18 protein-coding genes are annotated in these 23,335 nt (G+C 52.7%); 7 read left to right on the forward strand and 11 right to left on the reverse strand.

Annotated elements, in window-relative coordinates; all coding sequences use genetic code 11:
* Positions 1-41: 41 nt before the first annotated feature.
* The gene (locus CO251_RS16235; protein WP_146039121.1) at positions 42-1,043 is read right to left on the reverse strand and encodes a heavy metal-binding domain-containing protein; all 1,002 of its coding nucleotides are present in this window, start codon (positions 1,041-1,043) and stop codon (positions 42-44) included.
* A gap of 26 nt (positions 1,044-1,069) precedes the next feature.
* A complete protein-coding gene (locus CO251_RS16240; protein ID WP_103377000.1) occupies positions 1,070-1,873 on the reverse strand; it encodes a heavy metal-binding domain-containing protein in 804 nt (267 codons plus the stop codon).
* A gap of 245 nt (positions 1,874-2,118) precedes the next feature.
* Between CO251_RS16240 and hemQ the strand changes: the two genes are divergently transcribed.
* From hemQ to thrB, 3 genes are all read left to right on the forward strand, one after another.
* Positions 2,119-2,862, forward strand: a complete 744-nt coding sequence (gene hemQ, locus CO251_RS16245) for a hydrogen peroxide-dependent heme synthase (RefSeq protein WP_103376857.1) — start codon at positions 2,119-2,121, stop codon at positions 2,860-2,862.
* Between the two features lie 223 nt (positions 2,863-3,085).
* The gene (gene thrC / locus CO251_RS16250) at positions 3,086-4,111 is read left to right on the forward strand and encodes a threonine synthase (protein ID WP_103376858.1); all 1,026 of its coding nucleotides are present in this window, start codon (positions 3,086-3,088) and stop codon (positions 4,109-4,111) included.
* 12 nt (positions 4,112-4,123) lie between these two features.
* The gene (gene thrB, locus CO251_RS16255; RefSeq protein WP_103376859.1) at positions 4,124-5,053 is read left to right on the forward strand and encodes a homoserine kinase; all 930 of its coding nucleotides are present in this window, start codon (positions 4,124-4,126) and stop codon (positions 5,051-5,053) included.
* On the opposite strand, the gene CO251_RS16260 is transcribed toward thrB, so the two are convergent.
* Both CO251_RS16260 and CO251_RS16265 read right to left on the reverse strand, forming a co-directional pair.
* A complete protein-coding gene (locus tag CO251_RS16260; protein WP_103376860.1) occupies positions 5,013-6,044 on the reverse strand; it encodes a glycosyltransferase family 4 protein in 1,032 nt (343 codons plus the stop codon). The two genes, thrB and CO251_RS16260, sit on opposite strands and share 41 nt — an antisense overlap.
* Entirely contained in the window at positions 6,041-7,105 is a 1,065-nt protein-coding gene (locus tag CO251_RS16265; RefSeq protein ID WP_103376861.1) for a glycosyltransferase, read from the reverse strand. The genes CO251_RS16260 and CO251_RS16265 overlap by 4 nt, the downstream gene beginning before the upstream one ends.
* A 481-nt stretch (positions 7,106-7,586) precedes the next feature.
* Here CO251_RS16265 and CO251_RS16270 point away from each other — a divergent pair, with 481 nt between their 5' ends.
* Positions 7,587-11,861 carry a glutamate synthase-related protein gene (locus CO251_RS16270; protein ID WP_103376862.1) on the forward strand — a complete coding sequence of 1,425 codons (4,275 nt, stop codon included), beginning with the start codon at positions 7,587-7,589 and terminating at the stop codon, positions 11,859-11,861.
* 28 nt (positions 11,862-11,889) lie between these two features.
* On the opposite strand, the gene CO251_RS16275 is transcribed toward CO251_RS16270, so the two are convergent.
* Positions 11,890-13,836, reverse strand: a complete 1,947-nt coding sequence (locus CO251_RS16275) for an acetate--CoA ligase (protein ID WP_103377001.1) — start codon at positions 13,834-13,836, stop codon at positions 11,890-11,892.
* Positions 13,837-14,147: 311 nt separating this feature from the next.
* Between CO251_RS16275 and CO251_RS16280 the strand changes: the two genes are divergently transcribed.
* Positions 14,148-15,239, forward strand: a complete 1,092-nt coding sequence (locus CO251_RS16280) for an NAD(P)/FAD-dependent oxidoreductase (protein ID WP_103376863.1) — start codon at positions 14,148-14,150, stop codon at positions 15,237-15,239.
* A 33-nt stretch (positions 15,240-15,272) separates the two neighbouring features.
* Positions 15,273-15,626, forward strand: coding sequence for a hypothetical protein (locus CO251_RS16285; RefSeq protein WP_146039122.1), 354 nt, complete (start codon positions 15,273-15,275; stop codon positions 15,624-15,626).
* Here CO251_RS16285 and CO251_RS16290 read toward each other — a convergent pair.
* Positions 15,623-17,104: a beta-N-acetylglucosaminidase domain-containing protein gene (locus CO251_RS16290; RefSeq protein ID WP_103376865.1), complete on the reverse strand. Its 1,482-nt coding sequence runs from the start codon at positions 17,102-17,104 to the stop codon at positions 15,623-15,625. The genes CO251_RS16285 and CO251_RS16290 overlap by 4 nt on opposite strands.
* 144 nt (positions 17,105-17,248) lie before the next feature.
* On the opposite strand from CO251_RS16290, the gene CO251_RS16295 reads away from it, so the two are divergent.
* On the forward strand, positions 17,249-18,547 hold the full coding sequence (locus CO251_RS16295) for a sugar transferase (RefSeq protein ID WP_103376866.1): 1,299 nt from the start codon (positions 17,249-17,251) through the stop codon (positions 18,545-18,547).
* Positions 18,548-19,081: 534 nt separating this feature from the next.
* Here the strand turns inward: CO251_RS16295 and CO251_RS16300 are convergent.
* The 5 genes from CO251_RS16300 to CO251_RS16320 form a co-directional block, all read right to left on the reverse strand.
* On the reverse strand, positions 19,082-20,383 hold the full coding sequence (locus CO251_RS16300; RefSeq protein WP_103376867.1) for an O-antigen ligase: 1,302 nt from the start codon (positions 20,381-20,383) through the stop codon (positions 19,082-19,084).
* A gap of 129 nt (positions 20,384-20,512) precedes the next feature.
* Complete coding sequence (locus tag CO251_RS16305; RefSeq protein ID WP_103376868.1) at positions 20,513-21,289, reverse strand: sulfite exporter TauE/SafE family protein; 777 nt, start codon at positions 21,287-21,289, stop codon at positions 20,513-20,515.
* Positions 21,290-21,434: 145 nt separating this feature from the next.
* The gene (locus CO251_RS16310; protein ID WP_146039123.1) at positions 21,435-22,022 is read right to left on the reverse strand and encodes a hypothetical protein; all 588 of its coding nucleotides are present in this window, start codon (positions 22,020-22,022) and stop codon (positions 21,435-21,437) included.
* On the reverse strand, positions 22,019-22,924 hold the full coding sequence (locus tag CO251_RS16315; protein ID WP_103376870.1) for a glycosyltransferase: 906 nt from the start codon (positions 22,922-22,924) through the stop codon (positions 22,019-22,021). Before CO251_RS16315 ends, CO251_RS16310 begins: the two co-directional genes overlap by 4 nt.
* 90 nt (positions 22,925-23,014) lie before the next feature.
* Positions 23,015-23,305 carry a hypothetical protein gene (locus CO251_RS16320; RefSeq protein ID WP_103376871.1) on the reverse strand — a complete coding sequence of 97 codons (291 nt, stop codon included), beginning with the start codon at positions 23,303-23,305 and terminating at the stop codon, positions 23,015-23,017.
* Between the last annotated feature and the right edge of the window lie 30 nt (positions 23,306-23,335).

The following is a 23,335-nucleotide window of genomic DNA, read 5'->3' on the forward strand; positions in this document are numbered from 1 at the left end:
AAGGATCAACGCATTATCCGCCGATCTTTGTGCGCTTATGTTTACGACAACGCGAGATAGTTTTCAATATCTTGCCCTGACACAGCCCCATGAGCCAAGCGGACAACACTCGCCCCTGTCGCGAAAAATTCGGTATTGTATGCCGGGACTTCAACTTGGCCGTTTTCTTCATACGGATAGAACGTACCATCAATGGTTACCCCGCTGTCGTATAGACTGCCGCGGGAAAATATGATTTCGGTTTCTTCCACCGTATAGTCAACTTTGACGCCCACCAAACCATCCACGCCGTGGTGTTGGGTGGCATCTTGGCGCATTTTCCGCAAAGCAAGGGAGCGGCTATCCATTAATTTTCGGCTCACACTGGTAAATTCTTGATTGTACCAACTTTGCCCGATGCCGTACTTAGTTGAAAAACCGACGGGCATGCAGTGCCAGTGATATCCTAAGGCCATTCCAACTGGCAACCATCCTTGGCGCAAGAGCTTATAGGTTTCTTCCCCTGACAGTGGACTAATCAACGGATGGCTAGGCGGCTTCACATGGGCAAAGCGCACGGCGGTCCCTAAGATAGTAAAGGAGACGATAGTGCCCTCACGGTGAAAACGATAACGCGCGTTGAGGACTGCGTGAGCTCCCACGGTGGTTGCTTCCATCGACAGACGGGTTAACGCGTCGTCCTTGGCCCGGTAATACGCCCGAACCAAGTTCGAAGCATCCATGTTGCTATCGAGAAAAATGTGTCCTTGACTGTCGGTTGATGCATGAAAATAACAAGCACCACTGACCTGTGCAACGGGCTCCAACTGCAAGTGCTCCGTCAGATAAAAGTCAGGGGCCGAATACGTACTCATCCAAGGCAGTTGCTTATGCACCGTCTTGTTCAGGCGTTCTTTTGCCTTACGGGGCAAATCACCCGCCGCCAACGCCTCTTGATCAGCCTCGACGTCCGCTAAGCTTTGGCTTTCATAGGTCACGGACGGTACAGAAGCCTCAGACGTTCTGCCTATAGGCGGTTTCGGGGGTCTACGAAATAGCGGCATAACCTGCTCCTTTCATCGATAATCGCCTAACCATTCGTATCATTCATCGGCAACACGAGACCTGGGGCTTTAATCGCGGTCTCTTGAAATTTGACAACGGCCGTACCTACCGCGAAAAATTCAATAATGTGCGAATCCCAACTGTGATTGTTCTCATCAAGATGGACGCCAACAATACCCTGCGCCTGCAAATCTGCGGCTTCAAGCTGCATGCGCTCCATGGCCCGTTCCCGTGCATCATAAAGGCCTTGCGTATACGGCAGCAGTTCGCGGTTTTGGCCCATCTGACGAATGCTCGCCAACGCTCCTTGATGGGCGACATGATACACGCACGAACCCATCACTAAGCTAACCGGCCGATACCCCGCTTGCATGAGTAAATAAAAATCTTGGCCGGATAAATCGGAGGTAAACGGCTTATTTTTTATTGTCCGGTGGCTTGTTCCATCCTTAGCGCGTACCGCCGTGCCCACCGCTACAAATTCTGCGACGTGTTGGCCCCATTCTTTGTGACTTACCTGCAAACGCACCCCAATAATCCCATCAGCCTTTAAGGCATCCGCTTCTTCTTCCATACGGCTCATCGCCAGCTCACGGGCATTGTACATGGCTTGCGACAGAACCGTCATTTCTTGGTTTTTGGTCCAGTTTGCTTGTTGATAGCCGATATGGTAGATCGACGATCCCATGACAAGCCCTAACGGGGTAAATCCTGCTTCTTCCACTAAGACAAATTCATTCACGCTTAAATCGCTCGTAAAAACAAAGTGCCCACTATCTTGTTGTAAGCGGGTTAAAGCATCTTGTGGGATATCTGGAAATTCCGGCATGAATTTCATCGACTCGCAATACGGACGTCGTCCGCATCAACGGAGTCTGCCCCCTTTCTAGTGACTGATTTCCTCCAGTATACCAAACGCCACGAGCGAATCCGTGTTGAAGCGTGTGCTATACTAAATATGCTAAGAACCCGGTCGAAAAGCCAGGCACAGGGAGTTTAGAATGTACAAATCTCTTGGCCTGATATGAGCTAGGTACGGGGCGCTTCACATTCTCACGTAAGGCGGGACAAACGATGCCAGATCCAATTGAAACCGTAGAAGGTTGGTATGCACTGCATGATTTTCGCCAGATTGACCGTACCGTGTGGGCGAAATGGTCACCAGAGGAGCAGAAAGAGAGTCTTGCAGAATTTCGTCAAATCCTCACATACTGGAACCAAGTCGAGGACACCCGCCAGGGTAGCACGGGCAGCTATCAAATTATTGGGCATAAGGCGGATCTGTTGTTTTTAAACATGCGCCCATCGATGGACGAGTTAGCCGAGATTGAGCTGGCCGTCGATCAGTCGCGCTTAGGCCAAGTTCTACGCAAGCCCTATTCCTATTTCTCGGTGGTAGAACTGAGCAAATATCTTGTCAAATCTGAGCGCGATTTGACGGAACTACCCGGTACCAAAGAGCGCCTCTACCCGATTTTACCGAAAACCCACTACGTGTGCTTTTATCCGATGAATAAGCGGCGCGAAGGACAGGATAATTGGTATTCCCTCACCAAAGAACAGCGGCGTGAGATCATGAAAGGACATGGGATTATCGGGCATAAGTATGCTGACCGGGTCACTCAGATCATCACAGGCTCACAAGGGCTTGATGACTGGGAATGGGGGGTCACGCTTTATGCTGACGACACCTTGGACTTCAAGAAACTGATCTACGAAATGCGGTTTGATGAAGCCAGCGCGCGGTTTGCAGAATTCGGCCCCTTTCTCGTTGGACGGCGCATGACCACAGCCGATTTTCTACGCTGTTTTGCATAATCTCTCTTTCGATTGAGGAGATTTATGCGTGTATTCAACGTCTTGCCGTTATTATATCCCCTGCTCTCTTTCTCCGTTAGAAGACAGTAGGGGATATTTTATAGGTTATGGTGCTCAAGGCGACAATGATTGTAGTGGAACCGCCAATTTTCTCAAAAATGGTTGAGCTTCGTATCGAGACTATGCTAGCATGTAAACATCTTTCTCAGGAGTGTGCCATCTAATGAACAAGGGACTCATTCATCGCTACCACCCGTGGTTAGGACTACCTGATCTGACCCCCGTGACGTTAGGAGAAGGCTCCACCCCCATGGTCCATTGGGCGGATTGGGGTCCGCATCATATTTGGTTAAAGTTAGAAGGTTGCAATCCCACCGGGTCATTTAAAGACCGTGGCATGACCGTGGCGGTCAGTCAAGCGAAATATGAAGGGGCCACGGCGGTTATCTGCGCCTCGACGGGAAACACCGCGGCATCAGCGGCAGCTTATGCGGGGCGCGGTGGTTTAAAAGCTTTTGTTGTGGTGCCTCATGGCCAAGTGGCACTGCAAAAAATGATTCAAGCCAGCGCCTATGGAGCCATTATCTTGGCGGTTGAAGGCAATTTCGATCAAGCCCTCAGTGCTGTCCGTCACGTTGCAGAATCTGAACAATGGATTGCCTTGGTAAATTCTGTAAATCCATGGCGGCTTCGCGGGCAAGAAACGGGAGCATACGAGATTCTTGATGACCTTGGGCATGCGCCCGCTGGGTTTGTCCTACCGGTTGGCAATGCGGGCAATATTTCCGCTTATTTTCATGGATTCCGTAGACGCGGTGAGGGATTGCCGCAAATGTTCGGGATCCAGGCGCAAGGCGCTGACCCCTTAGTGCAAGGCCATGATTTGGACAACGTATCGACTGTCGCCTCCGCCATTCGCATCGGTAAGCCGGCTAGTGCTCATCTCGCCCGAGAAGCCGTTGCGACGACACGGGGACAGTTCCGATCTGTTTCTGATGACGCCATCTTGCAGGCGCAAAAAGAATTGGCTCATGGCGGTGTGTTTGTCGAACCGGCTTCCGCTGCCGCCTATGCCGGGCTCAAAATGTTATATCAAGAAGGGCGGCTTCCCGAAGGAGATATTGTGGCCATTTTGACAGGCAATGGCTTGAAGGATTCCGCCACAGCAGGACTGTGGGCAGCCGTTGAACCCCAAGTGGTGTCCAGCAACGAATTGCTGAACGCTATTGCAGACTTAATGACGCCCTAGGAGAGTGAGACTGTGCTTGAAGTGCGCGTGCCCGCTACGAGCGCCAACCTTGGATCCGGCTTAGACAGTCTCGGTCTCGCCTTATCTTTGGAGTTAACGCTCACATATCACCCAAGTTCTTCCCTTCATATTTTCACTGAAGGCGAAGGGGCAGACGAGCTACCGACTGACGAAAGCAATTTAATCTGGTCCTGTGCTACTAAGTTGTACGAAGAGATGACGGGCGAGCCGTTACCGTCTGGCGTCGTCCGCGTGACCAATCACATTCCTGTCAGTCGAGGATTAGGATCCAGTGCGGCGGCCGTTGTGGCCGGGTTATTGCTTGGCAATGCGCTATTGCCCCATCCCCTAGGTCGTGCAGCTCTCTTGGAACGTGCTACGGCATTAGAAGGCCACCCGGATAATGTTGCCGCAGCCCTATATGGCGGCTTTGTTTTAGTTTATCGCAATCGCCATCATCAATTAGCGGTCAGCCAATATGCTCCCCCGCCGTTAATCAGTTTATTAGCGATTCCTAGCTATCCCGTGCCCACGAAAGATTCCCGCGCCATCCTTCCATCTCATGTTGCGCGCGACGACGCGATTTTCAATGCCCAACGGGTAGGGCTATGGGTTCATGCCATGGCCAGTCGCGACTGGTCCCTGCTGCGTGACGCGGCTGAGGATCGATTGCATCAACCCTACCGTACCCAGTTGGTGGCGGGGCTTGACGACCTGATTCAAACCAGTTACGCCCATGGCGCTTATTCTGCCACGTTATCAGGATCAGGCCCCACAATTTTAGCGTTGGTGCCGCCTGACAACGTCTCAGACGTAGAATCCGCATGGACGGCGTTAGCCATCCACTATGACTGGCCCCTTCAGGTGGTGCGCAGTTCTCCAGTTGCTGACGCGGCATCGGTCAAGTTTCACTCTCCATCCAATGCCGCAAGCGACGGGTAACAGGCTCCCCCGATTGCGGCACCGCATACCATGCGGCGCCGACCGTACGTTGGTAGACTTCTGGATTTTGCAGCGCCTCGACATGGCGCAACCAATCCTCGGGTTGTGTTGCCACATGAATGCCTCGTTGAATGGTCTGCGGCAATGCCATGATCCCTGTAGGACTGCAAATGACGGGTCGACCAAAGCCTATCGCTTCAAGAATTTTATTTTGTGTTCCCGTGCCTAGTTCAACGGGACTGAGGCTAATGCCGGTTTGACGGTAGATCTCTTGAAGATTGGGCACATAGCCATAGGCTATAATCCCCTCCCCCCGAATGCGTTCGCTCCCGCATCCGACCACATGCAAGCGGTATTGATGGCGAGCCAAGTGGGGCCAAACTGTGCGTAAAAAGCGCTGCAATCCTGTGCGATTGGGCAGATAGGCAAGGTTGCCCACAAAGAGTAGATCACGGGGATTTCCTGGCGGTAGCAAGATTTTCTCCCGTACGGCATTAGCGACCACTTGGGCTGTGACCCCGTGCTCCTTGAGCCATTGCGCATCTTGCCAACCACTCACCCACACATCATCAAAACGCTTGGCCCACGCGACTTCTGCGGCCTCAATTCCGTGCAAGATCCACTGCCGCAAGCGGCCAACATGGGCCTGCTCCAGACGATGGCGAAACAAACCCAAACTATCGGTCAAATCCAAAATGCGGTGGCGGCCCCCAATGAGTGAAGCAAATGGGGCTGTTCGTAACTGAAAGGCTATCACCACATCATAGGCCGTGGTGGGTGGATTTCGCGGCGCGTAATACGCACGTGCCCAGTATAGCGACCGTGTCTGCCACCACGCCTGCATCTGGTGACGCACGTCATAGGTAGGCGTTAGACGCCAGTGATCCACAGACCCCAACGCTTGGGCGCCTTGAATCAGATTATCCAATCGGAGGCGATCCCCTTGAGCCGGCCCCATCAAATCAATCGTCGAGATAATCAAGGTTTTCATGCGCGTCGTGTCTCCGCCTGTAATAAGACCGCTTCCGTATTCCTGAGTTGGTGCTCCAACGTATAGTGTTCGGCAATGACGGTCTGTGACCTTTGCGCAATCGCCGCATAATGATGGGCCACATATTGCACAGCACGAACCATTGCCGCCGCATCGCCAACTGGAAATAGCAAAGCACCATCAATCGCCGTCATCAAATCGGGCAATCCTCCCACCGGCGTAGAAACCACGGGGATTCCCCGAGCTAACGCGTCTAAAACGGTATAGGGCAATCCTTCTTTAAAAGACGGTTGCACCAACACATCAATTTCCCTAAAAAACTCTTCCGGATTGTCAATCCAGCCCCGCCACGACACCTGCGGGCATGCCTCCACGGCCTCGGTCACAAGAGCGCGTAAGGCGCCGTCCCCCGCTATCATCCAGGTCCATTGGGGATTCATGCGTGCAGCGGTTAAAAACGTCGGCAAGCCCTTCTCTGCAGAAAATCGTCCAAGAAAGCCAATTCTCAACCGGTCGGGGAGGGTGGGTTGATGCCCCGTTTGCACGGTAACTCCGTTTGGAATATACGCCACCAAGGTTTTAGGCGCTACACGCCGGACAAACGCTTCGTCATACCGGGTCATAACAATCACCGCCGCACTGTGCCGACTTCCCCACGTCTCTAAGACCCGGTAGAGCCACCGACTACGTGGTGAGCGCATCGGATCCGTAAAGACCATCCCATGCGCTGTGTAGATGACAGGCACTCCTAAGCGCATACCCGCTCTGCGCGCTAAAATGCCTGCCTTCGAGCTATGGGCATGCACGACGGCTGGTCGAAGATCCCGAATAACCCGGGTCAAATCGCGCAAGGCCACCAGATCGTGCCCCGATATCGCCCGGCGCATGGGCGGCATATAGTGCACCGTGGCGACATGTTCCACGCGTTGGCTAAGCCAGTCCCCTCCACCGTGCACAACATGCACGTCATGGCCGCGATCTGCAAGATATAACGTCAGTTCTGCCACATGACGTTGTGCACCACCGGCCTCCCCTCCCGTGATGACTTCCACTATTCGCATGGAACCCTCCTGTCTTGCTATCTCTCGTATTATACAGAATTGTGGCAGAGTCGGTGGAATCGGGAACGATACGGCCTTGTCAGAATCTATCCACGGAATAGCGGAGGATTCTGCCGTTTTAAAGCCCAGGGCACATTTCTTTTCGAAACACTTTCAGTACCTCTCACAAAATTATTTAGAAGATCTCACAAATTTGTCGGCAAAGCCTCTTGGAAGCTCGCGCACATCGTGCTATCCTAAGAATTAAGTTATTCTCATGGAAGTTTATTCGAATCAAGGCATTGCACAGCTCGATTCCGTCGTTGTTACTCACGCAACACCTGTGGTTACCTTGACGCTGATACCCTAGTTTTTCAATGCGAAGAGGTCGTCCTCAACGATATTATTCTTTCGATTATCACTTTTTAAGTATTTTATGCATAAACTTTCATTTTATTGATTATTTGCCATCCGGCGATTTTTTTAGAAAGAAGGCGGATTGATGATGGAAAACTCCCTACAGGCGCTTCGCTATATCGGCATCGAACACGATGCCTGTGCTATTTACGCAGCCATTTCGAAGAAACCTACAGGTGTCGGCACCCAAAGCGTGGCGCTGTGGAAAGTTGGTGTGGAGTCGCTCCGCCAAATGGATCACCGGGCCGGTTGGATTGATGGACGCAGTGACGGTATGGGCCTTTTAGTGGACATTCCGCGCGCGTTATGGGCACAACGATTGTCCGAACATGATATCCCTCTTTCTCCGTTTACCGAAAACTTTTGGATTTTCCAAGTCGTGACGCCGATGACGCAGCGGCGCGACAGCCTTCACACATTAGGTCATGCGCTGATAGGAACGCCGTTTCGGCGTCTTTTATCACACCTGGAGTTAACAGATAATGGGCAAGCATTGGATTCTCATGCCTTATGGCTTGATGACGCGAGTGTGAACCCCCAAGAGATTTACCGCACCCTCGAAGCTCTCGAACGAGCCTTCCCTGGGCGCATCGCTTCGTTTAGTAATACGCATATTGTCTTGAAAGTCACGCAAGGGCCCGAAGCGTTAGAACGGGTCTTAGGAGATCAAACATCTTCCGCGTTTCAGCCCCGCGTCGTCATTGGTCATAACCGGTTTTCCACAAACACTGCCACGGATTTGTCGCGCGTGCAACCCTTTTTAGGTCTAGCCCACAATGGCGAAATTGACACCATCGACCGCCTCCAGCGCGAAATGGCGGCGCATGGAATCCAGACCATTCCGGACGGGAGTGATTCGCAAAATCTTGACCGCCTTATTACCGCACTGGTTTGGCGAGATGGGTTAGGCCACGCCGAAGCCGTTCGTACGGCCATCAGCCCCTCCCCGGCTGTCATCGCAGCGTTGCCCGAAGCCGAACAGGCGCTGTGGAACAAGCTTCATAGCATTTGGGGACCCTATGCGCAAGGTCCGGCCGCTATCGTTCACCGAATGGGCAATTCGGTCGTCGCCGCGGTCGATGCCTTAGGTCTTCGGCCGTTGTGGATCTTAGAAACTGCAGATGCTTATATTCTCTCATCCGAGCCCGGTATCACTTCCCCTGACCAATGGATTGCAGAACCACAAGTAATAGGGCCGGGACAAATGGTGGCCTTTGAATGGGATGCCACCAGCGAGGTTCGGCGTATTGAGCAACACGCCGTGATGGACCGATTGGCCACGCGTATTACGGGTCCCGAACCGTTATCATGGTCGCGGTCGTCGTCTTCCGTGAGTCCTCAATATCCGGTATGGTGGTTTCGGATGAACGGTTGGCATAAAGATGACGAACAACTCGTGCATACCTTTGCTCAAGAAGGCCGTGAACCCATTGGATCCTTGGGCTTTGATGGACCGTTGGCGCCTTTTTCAGAGTCCGTGGTGAATATCAGTGACTTCTTGCAAGAGACCGTCGCGGTTGTGACCAATCCCGCATTAGATCGTGAACGGGAATCGGAACACTTTTCCTTGCGCACCTATTTAGGCAAGCGTCCCGCATGGAGCAAGCAAATCAGCCCGTCCGTCATTCCGCTGACCTTGGAGTCGCCCTGGCTCAATGACGAGGACGTGACGGCCATTACTCAACACTTTGAGGGGTTTGTTGCAACTCTACCGCTCACACTGGCTTTGGACGCGGACGAATTGCCCACGTGTCAACTTCTCGCAGCAGCCGCAGTCCAAGCGGTCCGTGATGGCGCAGAACTCCTCCTTTTTGACGACAGTGATGCGGCCAAGACGCCAGGAACCCTTGGCTTAGACCCCGCCCTGGCCATCGCCGCCGTCGACCAAGCTTTGATTGACGCAGGGTTGCGACGGAACACGGGTATTGTGGTACGCTCGGCCATGATTCGCAACCTTCACGATGGGGCTGTACTCCTAGGGCTCGGCGCCAATGCTCTAGATCCCTATTTGATGTGGAGTGTGGCGGGCCCGGAGCAGTTTATCAAAACACGCACGGTGATGGATCATGGTCTCGAAAAAGTGATATCGACCATGGGCATTCACGAATTGGCAGGCTATGGCCGTGTATTCTCGGCTATCGGCTTGCCCGATCCCGTAGCTAATGTGCTTCAGGTCCGTTCGTTTGCCGCCAGCCCCTATGACTCGTGGTTAGACCACCGCCGCCAACAACAACAAGAGCGCAACATGTGGCGGGATGCGTCCACGCGCCTCATGCCCATCCCGCGGGCCACTAACTATGTCTTTAAGGCGGTTAAAAAATTAATCGCTGGATCGATTGACATTGCGACCTATGAAGAGGAAATGCGGCACAACGAGGCGAAACACCCGATCGCGCTACGGCAAACACTATCTTTTCGGACCGAACGCGCCTTACATGCTGACACGCCCGTCTCTTTAGAAGTTGGTGAACATTCGTTACCCTTTGTGATTTCCTCTATGTCTTTCGGGTCTCAGGGGGAGACTGCTTTCCGAGCCTATGCCGAAGCGGGCAAGCGTCTCAATATGCTGTCTATGAACGGTGAAGGTGGAGAAATTCCCGATATGATTGGGCAGTACTACCATTGGCGAGGTCACCAAGTTGCTTCAGGGCGCTTTGGCATTAACACCACGTTGTTGAATGGAGCACGCTACGCGGAAATCAAAATCGGACAAGGCGCAAAACCAGGCGAAGGTGGGCATTTGCCCGGGAAAAAGGTATCCGCCAAAGTCGCCGAAGCCCGCAGTGCCATGCCCGGGGTTGATCTCATTTCACCTAGCAACAACCACGATCTCTATTCGATTGAAGATCTGAAGGAGCTAATCGATGAACTGAAAGAAGCCAATCCTGAATTGCTCGTCGTGGTCAAAGTGCCGGTGGTGCCCAACATTGGGACCATCGCAATCGGCATCGTCAAGGCCGGAGCTGATGTCATCAATTTGTCAGGCTTTGATGGAGGCACCGGCGCGGCGCGTATGCATGCACTGCGGCACGTAGGGCTTCCTGCGGATATTGGCGTGCCCTTGACCCATACCGCTTTGACTCTGGCGGGCCTTCGCGACCGGGTTGAACTGTGGGCCGACGGCGGTCTTCGGAGCGCCGCCGACGTCGTGCGCATGATATTATTAGGGGCTAATCGGGTGGGTTTTGGAACCATTAGTATGATGGCGCTAGGGTGCACGATTTGCCGAGGATGCCAGCTTGATACCTGCCATGTGGGGATTACGACGCAGATTGAATCCATAGAAGAAGCGCAAATGCGGGGACTCAAACGGTTTATTCCCCAAGAACTAGATGCTGCGGTGAACGCGCTGGTGAGCTTTTACAGTCAACTAGGCGACGGCGTCCGCATGCACCTGCGCAAATTAGGCTTTACTAGCGTACAAGACGCTGTGGGTCAGTCGGGATTGCTTCAGCAGTCCGCCTTCAATGCGGTATTAGGCTATGAAACCTTTATTGAAGAGCTGGGTGACCTTATCCAACAAGATGAATACGGGGTGCAAAATAGCCAAGCCGTAGGCCTCTCCGCAAAGGGCGCCGTCCGTCTGCGCAATAGCCGTTCCATTGGGACTAATGTCTCTGGCCAACGTATTCGCTATAAGGACATCAAAACCCCGATACTGAATCCGGTTGAGCGTGTCGCGGGTCAAGGGTTTGGGGCGTTTCTTAGCCATGGCGTGCATCTGATTGCTCACGGCGGTGCACAAGATGGCGTGGGCAAAGGCGCGTCGGGAGGATTAATCGCCGTCGTCAAAGCTCCCAATCAAGACGGTGTTTTCTATGGCGGACATGTCGGCAAAAGTATGGCGTATGGAGCTCAAGGCGGGCTATTTATCGTCCAGGGAGGAGCCGACGCGCGGGCCGGAATTCGCTTAGCGGGTGCTGATATCGTAATTCTCGCCCAAGGTATTCCGACGCCTAAAGATGCGGCATCCTTGTGGGATAGCGCGGCGATTAAAGGGTTTGGCTTTGAATATATGACCCGCGGCCGTGGTCTCGTGCTGGGAGATCCAGGACCGTGGCTTGCATCCGGAATGACGGGCGGTGTCATTTATGTCAAGCACTCCCCCGAAGACGGCTTAACGGTAGACTTCTTGCGAAGCCGGTTGGCGGAGTCAGCCAAGGTGTCCATCGTGCCGTTAAGCGCACCGGATATTACGGCCGTTCGCGACCTGCTCACGCCCGCATTGCAAGTATTGCGAACCACCAATCAAGAGGACGCTGCAGACGCTTTGCAGCGCATCTGGGATACACCCGATGCGGCATTCGTCAAAATTGTTCCGTCTTCTGAGCAAGTCGATCCTAGCTTGTCAACCGAATGAGTGAGGAAGCCCGAAGGCCGCTAAACATTTAGCGGCCTTCGGGTCGTATGGTGGCACATAAGGCATCAATCACTTCAGGATTTTCAAGACCGGTAATGTCCCCCTTCACTTCGCCGGAAAGTAGTATCTCTTTGAGAAGTCGACGCACAATCTTTCCGCTCCGCGTTTTCGGCATCGCATCGACGACAAAAACTTGAGCAGGTTTAGCAATAGCTCCGATGTTTTCGGCAATCTGTTCGGTGACACGATGCGTCCACTCATCTGCCGTGATAGTCGCTTGCCGTGTCGTAATGAAAGCCACAGGAACCTGTCCCTTGACGGCGTCGTCAACGCCAATAACGGCGGATTCGGCTACTCCGTCGAGATCTAATATGGCGCTTTCCATCTCCATGGTCGAGAGGCGGTGCGCGGCCACATTAATGACATCATCCACACGTCCTAAAATCCACAATTGCTCGTCCCGGTCTTGGACCGCGCTGTCAAATGTCGTGTACTGACCAGGAAATTGGGAAAAATACTGCGTGGTAAAGCGTTCGGGGTCATGCCAAATCGTTCGCGCTAAGGCGGGAAACGGAGCCGTTATCGTTAAAATACCTGTCCCATTGGTCGCCACAGGCTGACCTTTTGCATCCACAATCGCATAGGAATGCCCAGGCAAGGCACAGCCGCATGATCCGGGTTTTAACGGCGTCACCCCCGCCACAGAGGACACCCACGCACTGCCCGTTTCACTTTGTCCATAGGTATTGTTGATATCGACCTGACCGGCTCCGACGTGACGCTGCACCCACTGCCAGGTGGCGGGGTCTAGGGGCTCTCCGACCAACCCAATGAGCTCGAGGGGCGACAAATCATACGCCGCCGGTAGGTCTGGACCATACCGTGCCAGCATACGCAACCACGTCGGCGCGGTAAAAATCTTGGTCACCCGGTGTTCTGCCATAATTTGATAGAAGGTGGACGGGTTCGGGTAATCCATTGCCCCTTCATACACGATGGCGGTCACTCCGTGGGCCAGGCCCCCCACCAATTCAAAAATGGGGAACGTTAACCATCCGGTATCTGCCGTGCACCAGTACACATCCTCTGGCCGGATATCCAAAGAATAGCGCACATTGTGATACGTTCCCACCAAAAAGCCGACGCCTGAGTGCACGAGGCCCTTTGGCCTGGACGTGGTGCCCGACGTATAAATAATGAAGCCCGGCTCGTTCGCTTCCACGGGCACAGGATCTGCTAAAGGTGTATTGTCGTTAAACGCCTCGTGCCAATAGATATCACGCGGCGCACGCATCGTCACGTCTTGACCTGTACGCCTTATTACCACGACATGTTCAATGCTCGGCAAACGGTCAATCACCTTATCGAGTGCAGCCTTTAAAGGCACCACGCGTCCACGCCGGAAGGTGCCATCTGCGGTAACGACAACGCGTGGCTGGGTATCAATCAGCCGGTCAAACAAAGCCTCGGGGGAAAAACCAGAAAAAACAATGTTGTAAATTGCCCCAATGCGGTAGCAGGCATGAACGGCCGCGAAGGTTTCGAGCAAATTCGGTAAAAAGATCGCCACGACATCCCCTTTGCCCACGCCCATGGCCTTAAGGCTCGTGGCAAAGCGAGCCGTCTCGGAGAGTAGCTGTTGATAGGTCCATTCGCGCCGTTCCCCCGTTTCACTTCGCCAAATCAACGCGGTTTTCGCCCCATTCGCTCGGGCATGCCGGTCGATACAATTGACGGACACATTGGTCGTGCCGCCGCTAAAGAAGCGAAAGTCGGGCAAGCTGCCCTCCATATCTACCTGCCATGGCTCCATCCATTCCAGTTCATGGGCCACCTTTGCCCAATATTGGCCAAGATTCTCAATCGACTGTTGGTATAACACCCGGTACTCGTCCATGGTCTTTATGGGCATGAGACCAGATGGCTGATAATGCGGGGCAATCAGAGGGACATCACCCAGTGCAAATTCACTCATGACAACGATCACTCCCTGCCTTTTTATTCTTATAATTCTCTCATTATACACTTTCCGCACAGTTAAGAGAGGGCCAAGTCATCCTCAACCGGAGCTTTCCGCGCTGAACCCAATCCGTTGGTCTTTGATCCCACAGGGTGCTCCTCCATTCCCCACACCGCCCGTCTGTAAAGCGTTCACGAGGAAAATTAGGCACCATGCCTAACCTCCGGCGGCGGCAGTGCGTACAATTGATAAAACGCAAGCGTTATGGCATCATTAACGTATGGTAGACGTTTTCAGCAGCAAACCGCATTCAGGGGGAAGTCATTGTGCAAAAGATTGTCGTGGTCGGAGGCGGGTATGCCGGTCTAGGAGCATTAGGCGCGCTACGTGATCTCCCAGAGACCGAACTCATCTTAGTTGAACCGGGAGAAGGACATCAGCTCATACCCGAGCTGCCAGAAGCTTTAGCAAAACACGACACCGTGGACCATCACGTGATGCCGTATAGTGAACTATTAAAAGAAGTGGCGGTCTCACGGCTTCCCTATTTTGCGGTCGGTTTGGATACCCATAATAAAACGGTGTTACTCCAAGATCATGATCCCGTGCAGTACGACTGGCTCGTGTTAGCGCCAGGTTCAGAACCTTCTCTGCCCCCGATTCCGGGACTTCGTGAGGTGGCGCACACGTTGCGCGACGGTCATGATGCCCGAGGCATAAAAGATGCTTTGCGCTACGCCAAAGACCAACGGGTCGCGGTCATCGGTGGGGGGTTGACCGGGGTTGAAGTTGCGGGCATGTTGGCCATTGACCACGATGTGATTCTTGTCGAAGGATTTAGCCGACTACTTCCGGCCTTAGGCATTGGCTTATCCACGTATGCCTATAAACGCCTGATTGCTGCGGGTGTCACCGTCGTCATGGGCCAAAAGCTCGTACGCGTCACAGACACGCATATTGAACTAGAAAAAGACCATTATGGGTATGATATTCTTATCTGGGCAGGTGGCATTACGCCACCCGCGTGGATTCGCCAAAGCGGATTGCCGGTGGATAGTCGGGGATATCCAGTGGCAGACGGTTATGGGGAAGTACTACCCCAAGTCTTTGTCGCCGGTGATTTATGGCACGTGGTTGTGGATGGAGAAGATATCCCTGCAACCGCACAATTAGCAGCCCTAGCCGGCAACTTCGTCGGACAGACGATTGCGAGCCGTTTGACCAAAGGCCAACCCGGCCCCGAATTCCGCCCTCATTTGCGTGGTATGCTCATATCCCTTGACGAAGGTCAAGGGGTCGGGTGGGTATTACATGGTGGTATTCCGGTTCGCGGCTTTAGTGCACGAACGCTCAAGAACTATTCTTTTCAACAATATCGGCTGAAATTGTCTAAGATTTTTGACCGTCCATGGCCCTAAGGGACGGATCACTCTGGTCGGTAAGGAGACTTGATGATCATGAAATATATGGCGTTTGTACTGGGCATCCTGGGCGGTGTTACCGGCATTTTGGCGGGCCTCTTTGAGCATATTCCCGGCGTTTATACTGCCCTATTCCATAATTACAGTCGTTATGGGGTTTCCGCCTCACACCTGACGGTCGCTGTCGGTGTGCTGTGCTTAATTTCTGGTGTACTGTTTTTGGTCAAGCCATTGGCCGCCTCCTGGATTGGCCTGGTAGCGACCGTGCTGGGCGCTTTGGGATCGTTGACGTTATGGCTGATCCCGGGGAGCTTTATCTTTATGGCTACCGTCATCGGGTTTTTTGATGTCGCTCCTAAACGTGCCCATCAAGAAGCCCATTAAGCATGCGACGATAAGTGGTTTAACGCCTTGGCAAACCATTGGTTAAGGCTCTGGTATACGCTTAACTGATCGGGCGTTGCCTCAATTGCACTTTGCGCGGCATTAAGCGAAGCGGCCAAGCTTGGCCTGTGTTCTTGCAAGGCCTTGATGACTTGGACACCCAATATGCCCTCGCGGGCATACAAAGATACCCATGGCTTTATTTCCTGGAATAGTTCGGGCGGCAGCTTTTGCTGCAAGACCGCACTATTGCGCGTCCAGCGGGCAAATTCGGCATATAACGCTGTCTTCTCGAGATCCTTGCCGGCCGTCTGTGCCGTCCAAAAGGCTTTGATATTGGCCGTTAAAGGATCTAAGGGCTCGGGGTGCAGAAAACTCACAGAATTAGCTCCGGCGAAACTTTGCAGCGCCTCCGCCGCCCCAGGTCCCGCCACCATGTCTAAGGCTTGATGCCATGCCTTCAGCGGATGATATGCGGATGGGGTACGAAGGTATTGAGCACCGGTCGCGATAGCCACTTCCGACGCGTAGGGCTGTAGCATGGGATTGAATAGATAGCCCCGAACCACATTCGGCAAATTGGGACTGCGCCCCATCACAGGTCCCAACAAGATTTGAGGATGGTGCCACATGACATATGTATAGTCGTTTACCGGGTAATTATCCCAAATCATTAACGGATGGTCCACGTCTTTTTGCACCTGACGGGCTTGTTGCGCAGTAATTGTGGCGGAAAGGACATAGGGGCCTGTCCAAATCACGGGAATTCCGGGATCCAACGCTTTGGCAAGAGTTTGCCAGTACAGTGTATTCTGGGTTCCCCAATATACGGTCGGGGTGAAAAAAAACTGCATGTGGTGCCCCAGGCTTTTTTCTCTGGCCACCATGCTATCCACGAGAGAGGCTTGTGCCAGAGCAAGATTATCGTGATATTGGGTTTGATCTGCCGCATTCAACGTCGTAGGAATATCATCAAAACTCAGCATGATGGCATGAATCCCAATACCCCACAACGCATTGATTTTATTCAAGAGTTCTTGTCTATCTCGCTGGCTCGAATATTGAATCGAAAGCCCTGGACTAATCGAACAAATGAAGAGCACATGGTGAGCGCGCGCGGACATCACGAGCGTATGGAGTTTGTTGAGATGACTTTGGGGATATGGTACATTCCACTGGGCGCGCAAATACGGGACATTTTTAGGTGCATAGACAAACGTATTGAGCCCTTGCTTGTGCATGAAGGAAAAAATCTGTTCGGTTTGGCGCCACGACCAACGAGGGCCATAAAAACCCTCCACAATTCCCGCATACAACGGCCTAGGGGCAATGGCGGTGTGTGCTGAAAAATGCTGTGGTGATACGGGTAAGGTTCGCTTCAAATGCGATGCCGAAACCACATGCCACATTACACCGCCGACGACCACTAGTCCCGCTATCAAAGCCGTAGCGCGCCATTTACCGGCTTTCTTCGCCATATTTTGCCGTCAATCCCCCTATTCCACCATGGCGGTAGATAAACTTTATGAAAATAACTGTAACATATTGCGCAACAGTTATTGCCCAATGCCCTCGATTGCGAGAAAATGAGGGCGAATGCCACATCATCAGGGGATATACGCATGACACGTCACGCCTTAACCGCATGGAAAATTGGATTTATTGATGGGTTCATTTTTCTTGCTTCCAATCTTATCGCTTTTCTCATACGATTTCATCTGACTCTACCACCCTATAATCTACGGGCCTTCGCCAATTTATTGCCGTGGGAGATTATTAGTCTTTGGGTGATCTTTTATATTTATGGCCTCTACGACCGCCCCACGCACAAAACCTCACACGAAGTGGTGAGCTCAGTGACCATGGCCATCATCACCAACAGCTTCGTATCTTCGATGATTAGTCTAATGTTGGTCACCATTGGGCTCCCTCGCACCGTCTTCTTTTTGTCGGCAAGCATTCAAATGATGCTCTTCCTGATTTGGCGTTTAGCGTACCGGTCATGGTCTTTACGCCACGCTCCCGTCGTCACGGTACTAGCCGTAGGCGAAGAAGCCGAATGGTCGGCGTTGACGCGAAGAGCCGGACAATATTTGCCCCGTATTACGATGGTGTTTCAAGAACCGAAGGACACCAATACGGTGATCCCGTGGTACCGCATTGGAGCGGTGGTCCTAGGCACCGTTGATATCCCCACAAAATCCCGTTACTTTATCGAATGCATGAAACATAATATTCCCTGTTTATGGAAACCCGATACGTATGACCTCCTTGTTGCAGGCTCCGAACTCACATCCGTCGGCGAGGTCCCGATGTTTTCGCTCGCCTCCATTCGGACCCGCCACGGATCAGCGGCGTTAAAACGGCTAGCCGATGTGGTCGTCTCCGCTACCAGTCTTATTGTCCTGCTTCCCCTTTTTCTTGTCATCGCTCTCGTCACACTCCTCGATTCAGGCCGTCCTGTCCTCTATTTCCAAGAAAGGGTAACGGCGGGCGGGAAACACTTTATGCTGGTAAAATTCCGGACCATGATTCCCGATGCCGAAGCGGCAACGGGACCCATTTTATCCCAGCCCCACGATCCCCGTGTGACCCGGTGTGGCCAGTTCTTGCGGACAACCCATTTAGACGAGCTGCCCCAATTATGGAATGTCCTAAAAGGCGACATGTCCTTAGTGGGACCTCGCCCTGAACGTCCCGTTTTTGTGGACCAGCATCGTCAGGCGATTGACGTGTACGATCTCCGTCACTTGAGCACGCCGGGATTGACAGGTCTCGCCCAAGTAGCGGGGAGTTATACGTCAAGCCCTGAAGAAAAGGCGGTCTATGACCTCCATTACGCAACCAGTTGGTCCTGGTTCAAGGACTTAATCATTGTCGCCCGCACTTTGGTGCAACTGCCCTTTAAAAAGGAAAAGTAGTCTCATGTCCCATCGTCTTCCATAGACGACGGATCAATAGAGCACCAAGGTCATAATCGCGTTGATGCGTTCTTTATGGCTAACAGCATGAACTGCAGAGTTTAAAAGGCAGATACCCATGATCTCGCGATATCGCCGATTAAGAAGGAGCGCTGATACGTTGGGTTTAGACATGGCACTCGCGCTGTTAGGAATCGCCCTTCTTGTTCTCGCCCGTTGGGCGGGTGTTTACGTCTCGATATGGCGTCAACGCCATCATATCTCTCGCCCCGTTTGGGCTCTTGCCGTCCTGTCTTTCTTGAGTCTCCTAATTGTCGCTGCTTATCTATTCCGACACGGGAAATAAAGCTCATACCTTACGCCGCTCCATCAAACCTATTTAAACGCGTACATAAGGAGCGGTAAGCCGGTTCGCGTGGTCGGGTGGCATGGCAGCATTCCATGCACCCTGGCTGGTCGCGCAGCACGCTAAAATCTTTGAAAAATCGCCAGGGGGACAGGAACTATTGCTCCTGCCCTCCCCCCCATCTTGTCTCACACTCCCGAACCGTGCATGCGCGCCGTCAAGTGCGACGCGCTTGGCGCTTGCATGATTCGGTCTCCAAAGACGTAATACCATGCAAGTCCGATGAATAGCGTAAAGAAAAAATCACCAAATGAGACACCCCCCAGCATGAGGGATTCGACCACTTGTTGCGCTAAGCTCGCTAATAAGAAGGAAAATATTGCACTCTCTTGCCAATGATGCCAAGGATTTGTGAATAGCAAGCCTAAAAGAGCCCCTCCAACAATCAGCACCCACATCACTAAGCCCCACAAGCCGAGTTCTACGGCGGTTCGCAATAAGGAGTCGGAGGGCGTTAATCCCGCATAAATAGCCGGTACAAAAGGGCGCAGTGCCGCAGGGGAATTGCCCGGTCCCACCCCTAATACCCAATGGTGCGCCATGGCATGAAAGCCTGCAGTCCATAAGACTAAACGGCCATTTAATCCTTTTCTCCATAACAGTTGCCACTTGTGTAGGCCGGTTTTCGCCACTAAGCCTCCGGCTAAAAGGATAAGTCCGCCGAACAGGTACAGCGTCCCACGCCGCCCGTAATATAGCATCACAAACGCGATGATTCCCACCATACTGGCAATCCATGAAGAGCGAGAATAGCTCAGCGCGACACCAATGAGGATAAGAACCGCGCCTGTCGTCCAAAAGCGCCGAACGCCTAGAGGCTCGTCCCGATTTAAGGCTAAAAAAGAAGCGGCCGGCAGCGCAAAGGTTAGGAGCATTCCAAAGGTATTCTTATTGGCAAATGGCCATTGCCATGCCAGAATCTTGTGGTGGCCCACCGGAACAACAAAGCCAGAATGAAAACCAATCGCCGCAATACCGGCACTGAAAGTCGCGAGTATGCCTACAAGACCCATGATGCGAAAGACGTCCGCGACGGTGGTATATCCTTTCTCAATAGTCCATGGAAACACGAGCAGAGCGACCACCAAAACCGCTGGTACGCCCAGCGCATAGCGCAGTGAAACGGTTCGGTCAATGCCTACCACGGTCGACGCCACTATGCCTGCCAAATAGAGGGCAAAGAGAAGCACCGATACTTTTTGGCGTCGCAACAAGGCACCCCATTCCCGCCATACGCGGGGGCCCGCTGAAATCATAACGCCTAGCCAAACGCCGACCCAGGGCAGATATTGACCGATGCCTGCATACCAATGGTGAATCACTTCCACGCTGATAGCCGCTATCACAAGGCCTGGAATATAGAACTGCGGCCGCCCCCACACGAGGAATAAGCCGACAATAGCTAGAATACTGCACACGACAAACGCCACACGGACACCTCAATCTTTAATTGTTGGCCTTATTGTACCATGCTCCTCGTGACGAAGAGCCTTGCTTCGACAAACCAATACAGGCCAGGCGCCCGCTATGGAGCACCTGGCCTGTATTTTCATCCTGAGTTACCGATTCAGAATCAGCATATAAATGGCGACAATGATGACCACGCCGGAAAAAATAAAGTTCAACGTACGTTTTTGATGGCTTAACCGGCTGGCCAACCGAGCGCCCGCAAACCCACCTAAAGCGCCCCCCGCAATATATTCAATCACCACTAACCAATCCACCAACCCTGACAGGGCGTAATTGGTGGCCGTCGTCAACCCAAACGTTCCGACGGAGAACAACGAACTTCCAATCGCGTAAATCATCGGCATACCGGTCGAAAACATCAGACCCGGCACAATCAAAAATCCACCGCCAATACCAAAAAATCCCGACACCAACCCGACTGTGAATCCCGCGGGAATGACACGGCCTAGCATCCGCCGATGCCACACAAAATGCCGGTCCTCACTTTTCTCTTTAGGACGTAACATCAACCCCGCGACGACCAACATCAAAATCGCAAACAGAAACAATAAGTCTTTTCCATTCACCATTTTTCCAATAGTCGAACCAATTAAGGCGCCAATCGCGCCGGGAATGGCAAACCCCACGGCCGCTGCCCATTGCACATTGCCATTTCTCCAGTGCGGGATCAGGTTTAAATAGGCATTGACCGCCACCGCCAATGCGGTCGTGCCAATGACAATATGCGCATCATGAATGCCGACCACATAAAGCAGCAACGGTACCGCTAAAATCGAACCGCCCCCACCAATCAGCCCTAAGGAAAAGCCCACTAGTATCCCTGAAAAGACCGCAAGACCTTGCTGGACGGCTGTCACATGCACCATAAAGCCCATCTCCTACATACTTAGTCTAAAGTTATTGTACTCTTCGAGTATCTAATTGACGACACATTTTCAATAATAGTTAATTACAGTGTTTCACATATGAATATTAGCAAGGTACAAGTTCAAAAAAATTAGGGCCGGGTATTTACCCGGCCTCTACACTCGCATTTTGAATGGCTTGCGCCAAAATCCATTCATTTGCTGCCATCACACTTAGCGTATCGTTCACCATAAAGGCTGGCAATGTCTGTAGATTCCACTTGGCAATTAACCCTTGCTGCTTGTCTAAATCGACTGCGTATAACGAAATCTTAGGATTGCGTAGAGCCATGGCTCCAATTAACCGCACCGCTTGGGCGCATTTGGGACAACTTGGAATGGTAAACACCGCCACCCTAACCGGCTGCCGAATCGCGTCCACAATCGACTCCGTCATGGGAGTCAACAAGCGTTGTTGTCGTCCGACCGCCATGACCAGATCCTTCCAACTTCTTTCTTCTTGACCAATCGGCTCGCCCACAAACCATACCGAAGGCTCAGCATTTTCGGGACCAATGCCATAATAGGCCACCGTCGGGTCAAGCCAGTCCCATGCTACCGGCGGCTCCTTTGCCCTCCAGAGCATATTGTCTCCCGACATGGCGGTAATAAACCGCTCGTCTCCGCGTGCATTGTGGACCAATGTCACGGGGAGCGCGACCTCTTGGATCCACGCATAGGTGTTTTCCATCATAGTGCCCCTTTCTCCGATTGCAAGGTGCCGCCGCTGAATTCTTCGATAGCCTGACGCCAGCCCTCAAAGACTTGTGGGAGGCGGTGAGGCATAACAAATTCCCATGCTCGCGCCACCAGCTGCTCACGCAAACGGTGATTTTCCAACAACTCTTGGATTCCCTCTGCCCAGATCTCAGGTTTGGCAGGATCCGTCAATAAGGCAGGATACCCCACCATCTGGCGCGATACAGGAGTATCAGCAACCATGGCGGGAAGCCCAGCCGCATAGGCATCGAGCAATCCAAACAACTGCCCAGGTTTTTGGTCCGCATAGACAATTAAATCAGCGGATTGATACAAGGCTTCTCGTTCCGCAGGGGTTAAGGTCGGCGCAAAAATGGCCCGCTGCGCAAGACCCATGTGGCCCACGACGGGTGCCAGCTGAGCTCGGTATGCCGATCCGTCAAGAAAAATCACTTCTCCTTGCGATGACACCAGCGAGCGCACGGCTTTCAAAAACGTCGTAAGGCCTGCCCCATCTTGATACGTACCTAAATATAAAATACGCGGACGCTCTGTCAACCTTAAGCGGTCGGTCACGTCAAACACCGCACCGGACAACTCTGAAGCAAAGCCCCCAAGCACCGGAAGACGCAGGCCACCTTCTTCGGAAGGCCCCCACTGCAAAGGGATCCCTTGCTTATTCTCTCCGCCCAAGATGACTACGCTTCCCTCGTTGTCCTTATCAATCCGTGTTTGAATGATATAGGGACGATTATGCGACAGGAGCGGCCATGACGATCTATGGAGTCGCCAGCCGCTCAACATGGACGCACAACGTGTCTCCAGGGCTTGGCCCACTGCGCTACGCGTAGGGCCACGCACAACGACCTCGCGTCCTTTAGCCGTTATCTCAGGCATACGCTTGGCAAGACCTCCCCGTCTCAGGCATTTCGATTCCCGTTCACTCTAATCTAGCGCTTTCGCAGCCACCCTTCCGCAGGATGAATTTCAGGCATTCCACAAATCGTCGGTGCTCTGCGAACGCACAGGCATCACGAGTTCATCCATCCATTTATACAACTGGGCACATTGCGTTTCGGATGCTATTCGTAAACGCACCTGATCGTTCGGCACGCCACACCGAGCCGTGACAATGCGCAAAACGGCAGCCCGTAAAGCCACCAACGTTCCTTCATGTAGTCCAACCTCAATGCCTTCCTGCCAACCTTCCGCATGGCCTTGTGCATAACCAGCCTGCCGGGCTTCATCTAAAGAAAGGGAATTAAACATATCCGCCATGGAAAAATGCCTCCCTTCACCTAATCCCAA

The sequence above is a fragment of the Sulfobacillus sp. hq2 genome, assembly GCF_002903155.1.
Lineage (GTDB): Bacteria > Bacillota > Sulfobacillia > Sulfobacillales > Sulfobacillaceae > Sulfobacillus > Sulfobacillus thermotolerans.

Excerpts from the sequence above, each read along its gene's own strand:
- CO251_RS16235 (WP_146039121.1), bottom strand. The coding sequence starts at position 1,043 with ATGCCGCTATTTCGTAGACCCCCGAAACCGCCTATAGGCAGAACGTCT.
- CO251_RS16240 (WP_103377000.1), bottom strand. The coding sequence starts at position 1,873 with ATGCCGGAATTTCCAGATATCCCACAAGATGCTTTAACCCGCTTACAA.
- hemQ (WP_103376857.1), top strand. The coding sequence starts at position 2,119 with ATGCCAGATCCAATTGAAACCGTAGAAGGTTGGTATGCACTGCATGAT.
- thrC (WP_103376858.1), top strand. The coding sequence starts at position 3,086 with ATGAACAAGGGACTCATTCATCGCTACCACCCGTGGTTAGGACTACCT.
- CO251_RS16260 (WP_103376860.1), bottom strand. The coding sequence starts at position 6,044 with ATGAAAACCTTGATTATCTCGACGATTGATTTGATGGGGCCGGCTCAA.
- CO251_RS16265 (WP_103376861.1), bottom strand. The coding sequence starts at position 7,105 with ATGCGAATAGTGGAAGTCATCACGGGAGGGGAGGCCGGTGGTGCACAA.
- CO251_RS16270 (WP_103376862.1), top strand. The coding sequence starts at position 7,587 with ATGATGGAAAACTCCCTACAGGCGCTTCGCTATATCGGCATCGAACAC.
- CO251_RS16275 (WP_103377001.1), bottom strand. The coding sequence starts at position 13,836 with ATGAGTGAATTTGCACTGGGTGATGTCCCTCTGATTGCCCCGCATTAT.
- CO251_RS16285 (WP_146039122.1), top strand. The coding sequence starts at position 15,273 with ATGATCATGAAATATATGGCGTTTGTACTGGGCATCCTGGGCGGTGTT.
- CO251_RS16290 (WP_103376865.1), bottom strand. The coding sequence starts at position 17,104 with ATGGCGAAGAAAGCCGGTAAATGGCGCGCTACGGCTTTGATAGCGGGA.
- CO251_RS16295 (WP_103376866.1), top strand. The coding sequence starts at position 17,249 with ATGACACGTCACGCCTTAACCGCATGGAAAATTGGATTTATTGATGGG.
- CO251_RS16305 (WP_103376868.1), bottom strand. The coding sequence starts at position 21,289 with ATGGTGCATGTGACAGCCGTCCAGCAAGGTCTTGCGGTCTTTTCAGGG.
- CO251_RS16310 (WP_146039123.1), bottom strand. The coding sequence starts at position 22,022 with ATGATGGAAAACACCTATGCGTGGATCCAAGAGGTCGCGCTCCCCGTG.
- CO251_RS16315 (WP_103376870.1), bottom strand. The coding sequence starts at position 22,924 with ATGCCTGAGATAACGGCTAAAGGACGCGAGGTCGTTGTGCGTGGCCCT.
- CO251_RS16320 (WP_103376871.1), bottom strand. The coding sequence starts at position 23,305 with ATGGCGGATATGTTTAATTCCCTTTCTTTAGATGAAGCCCGGCAGGCT.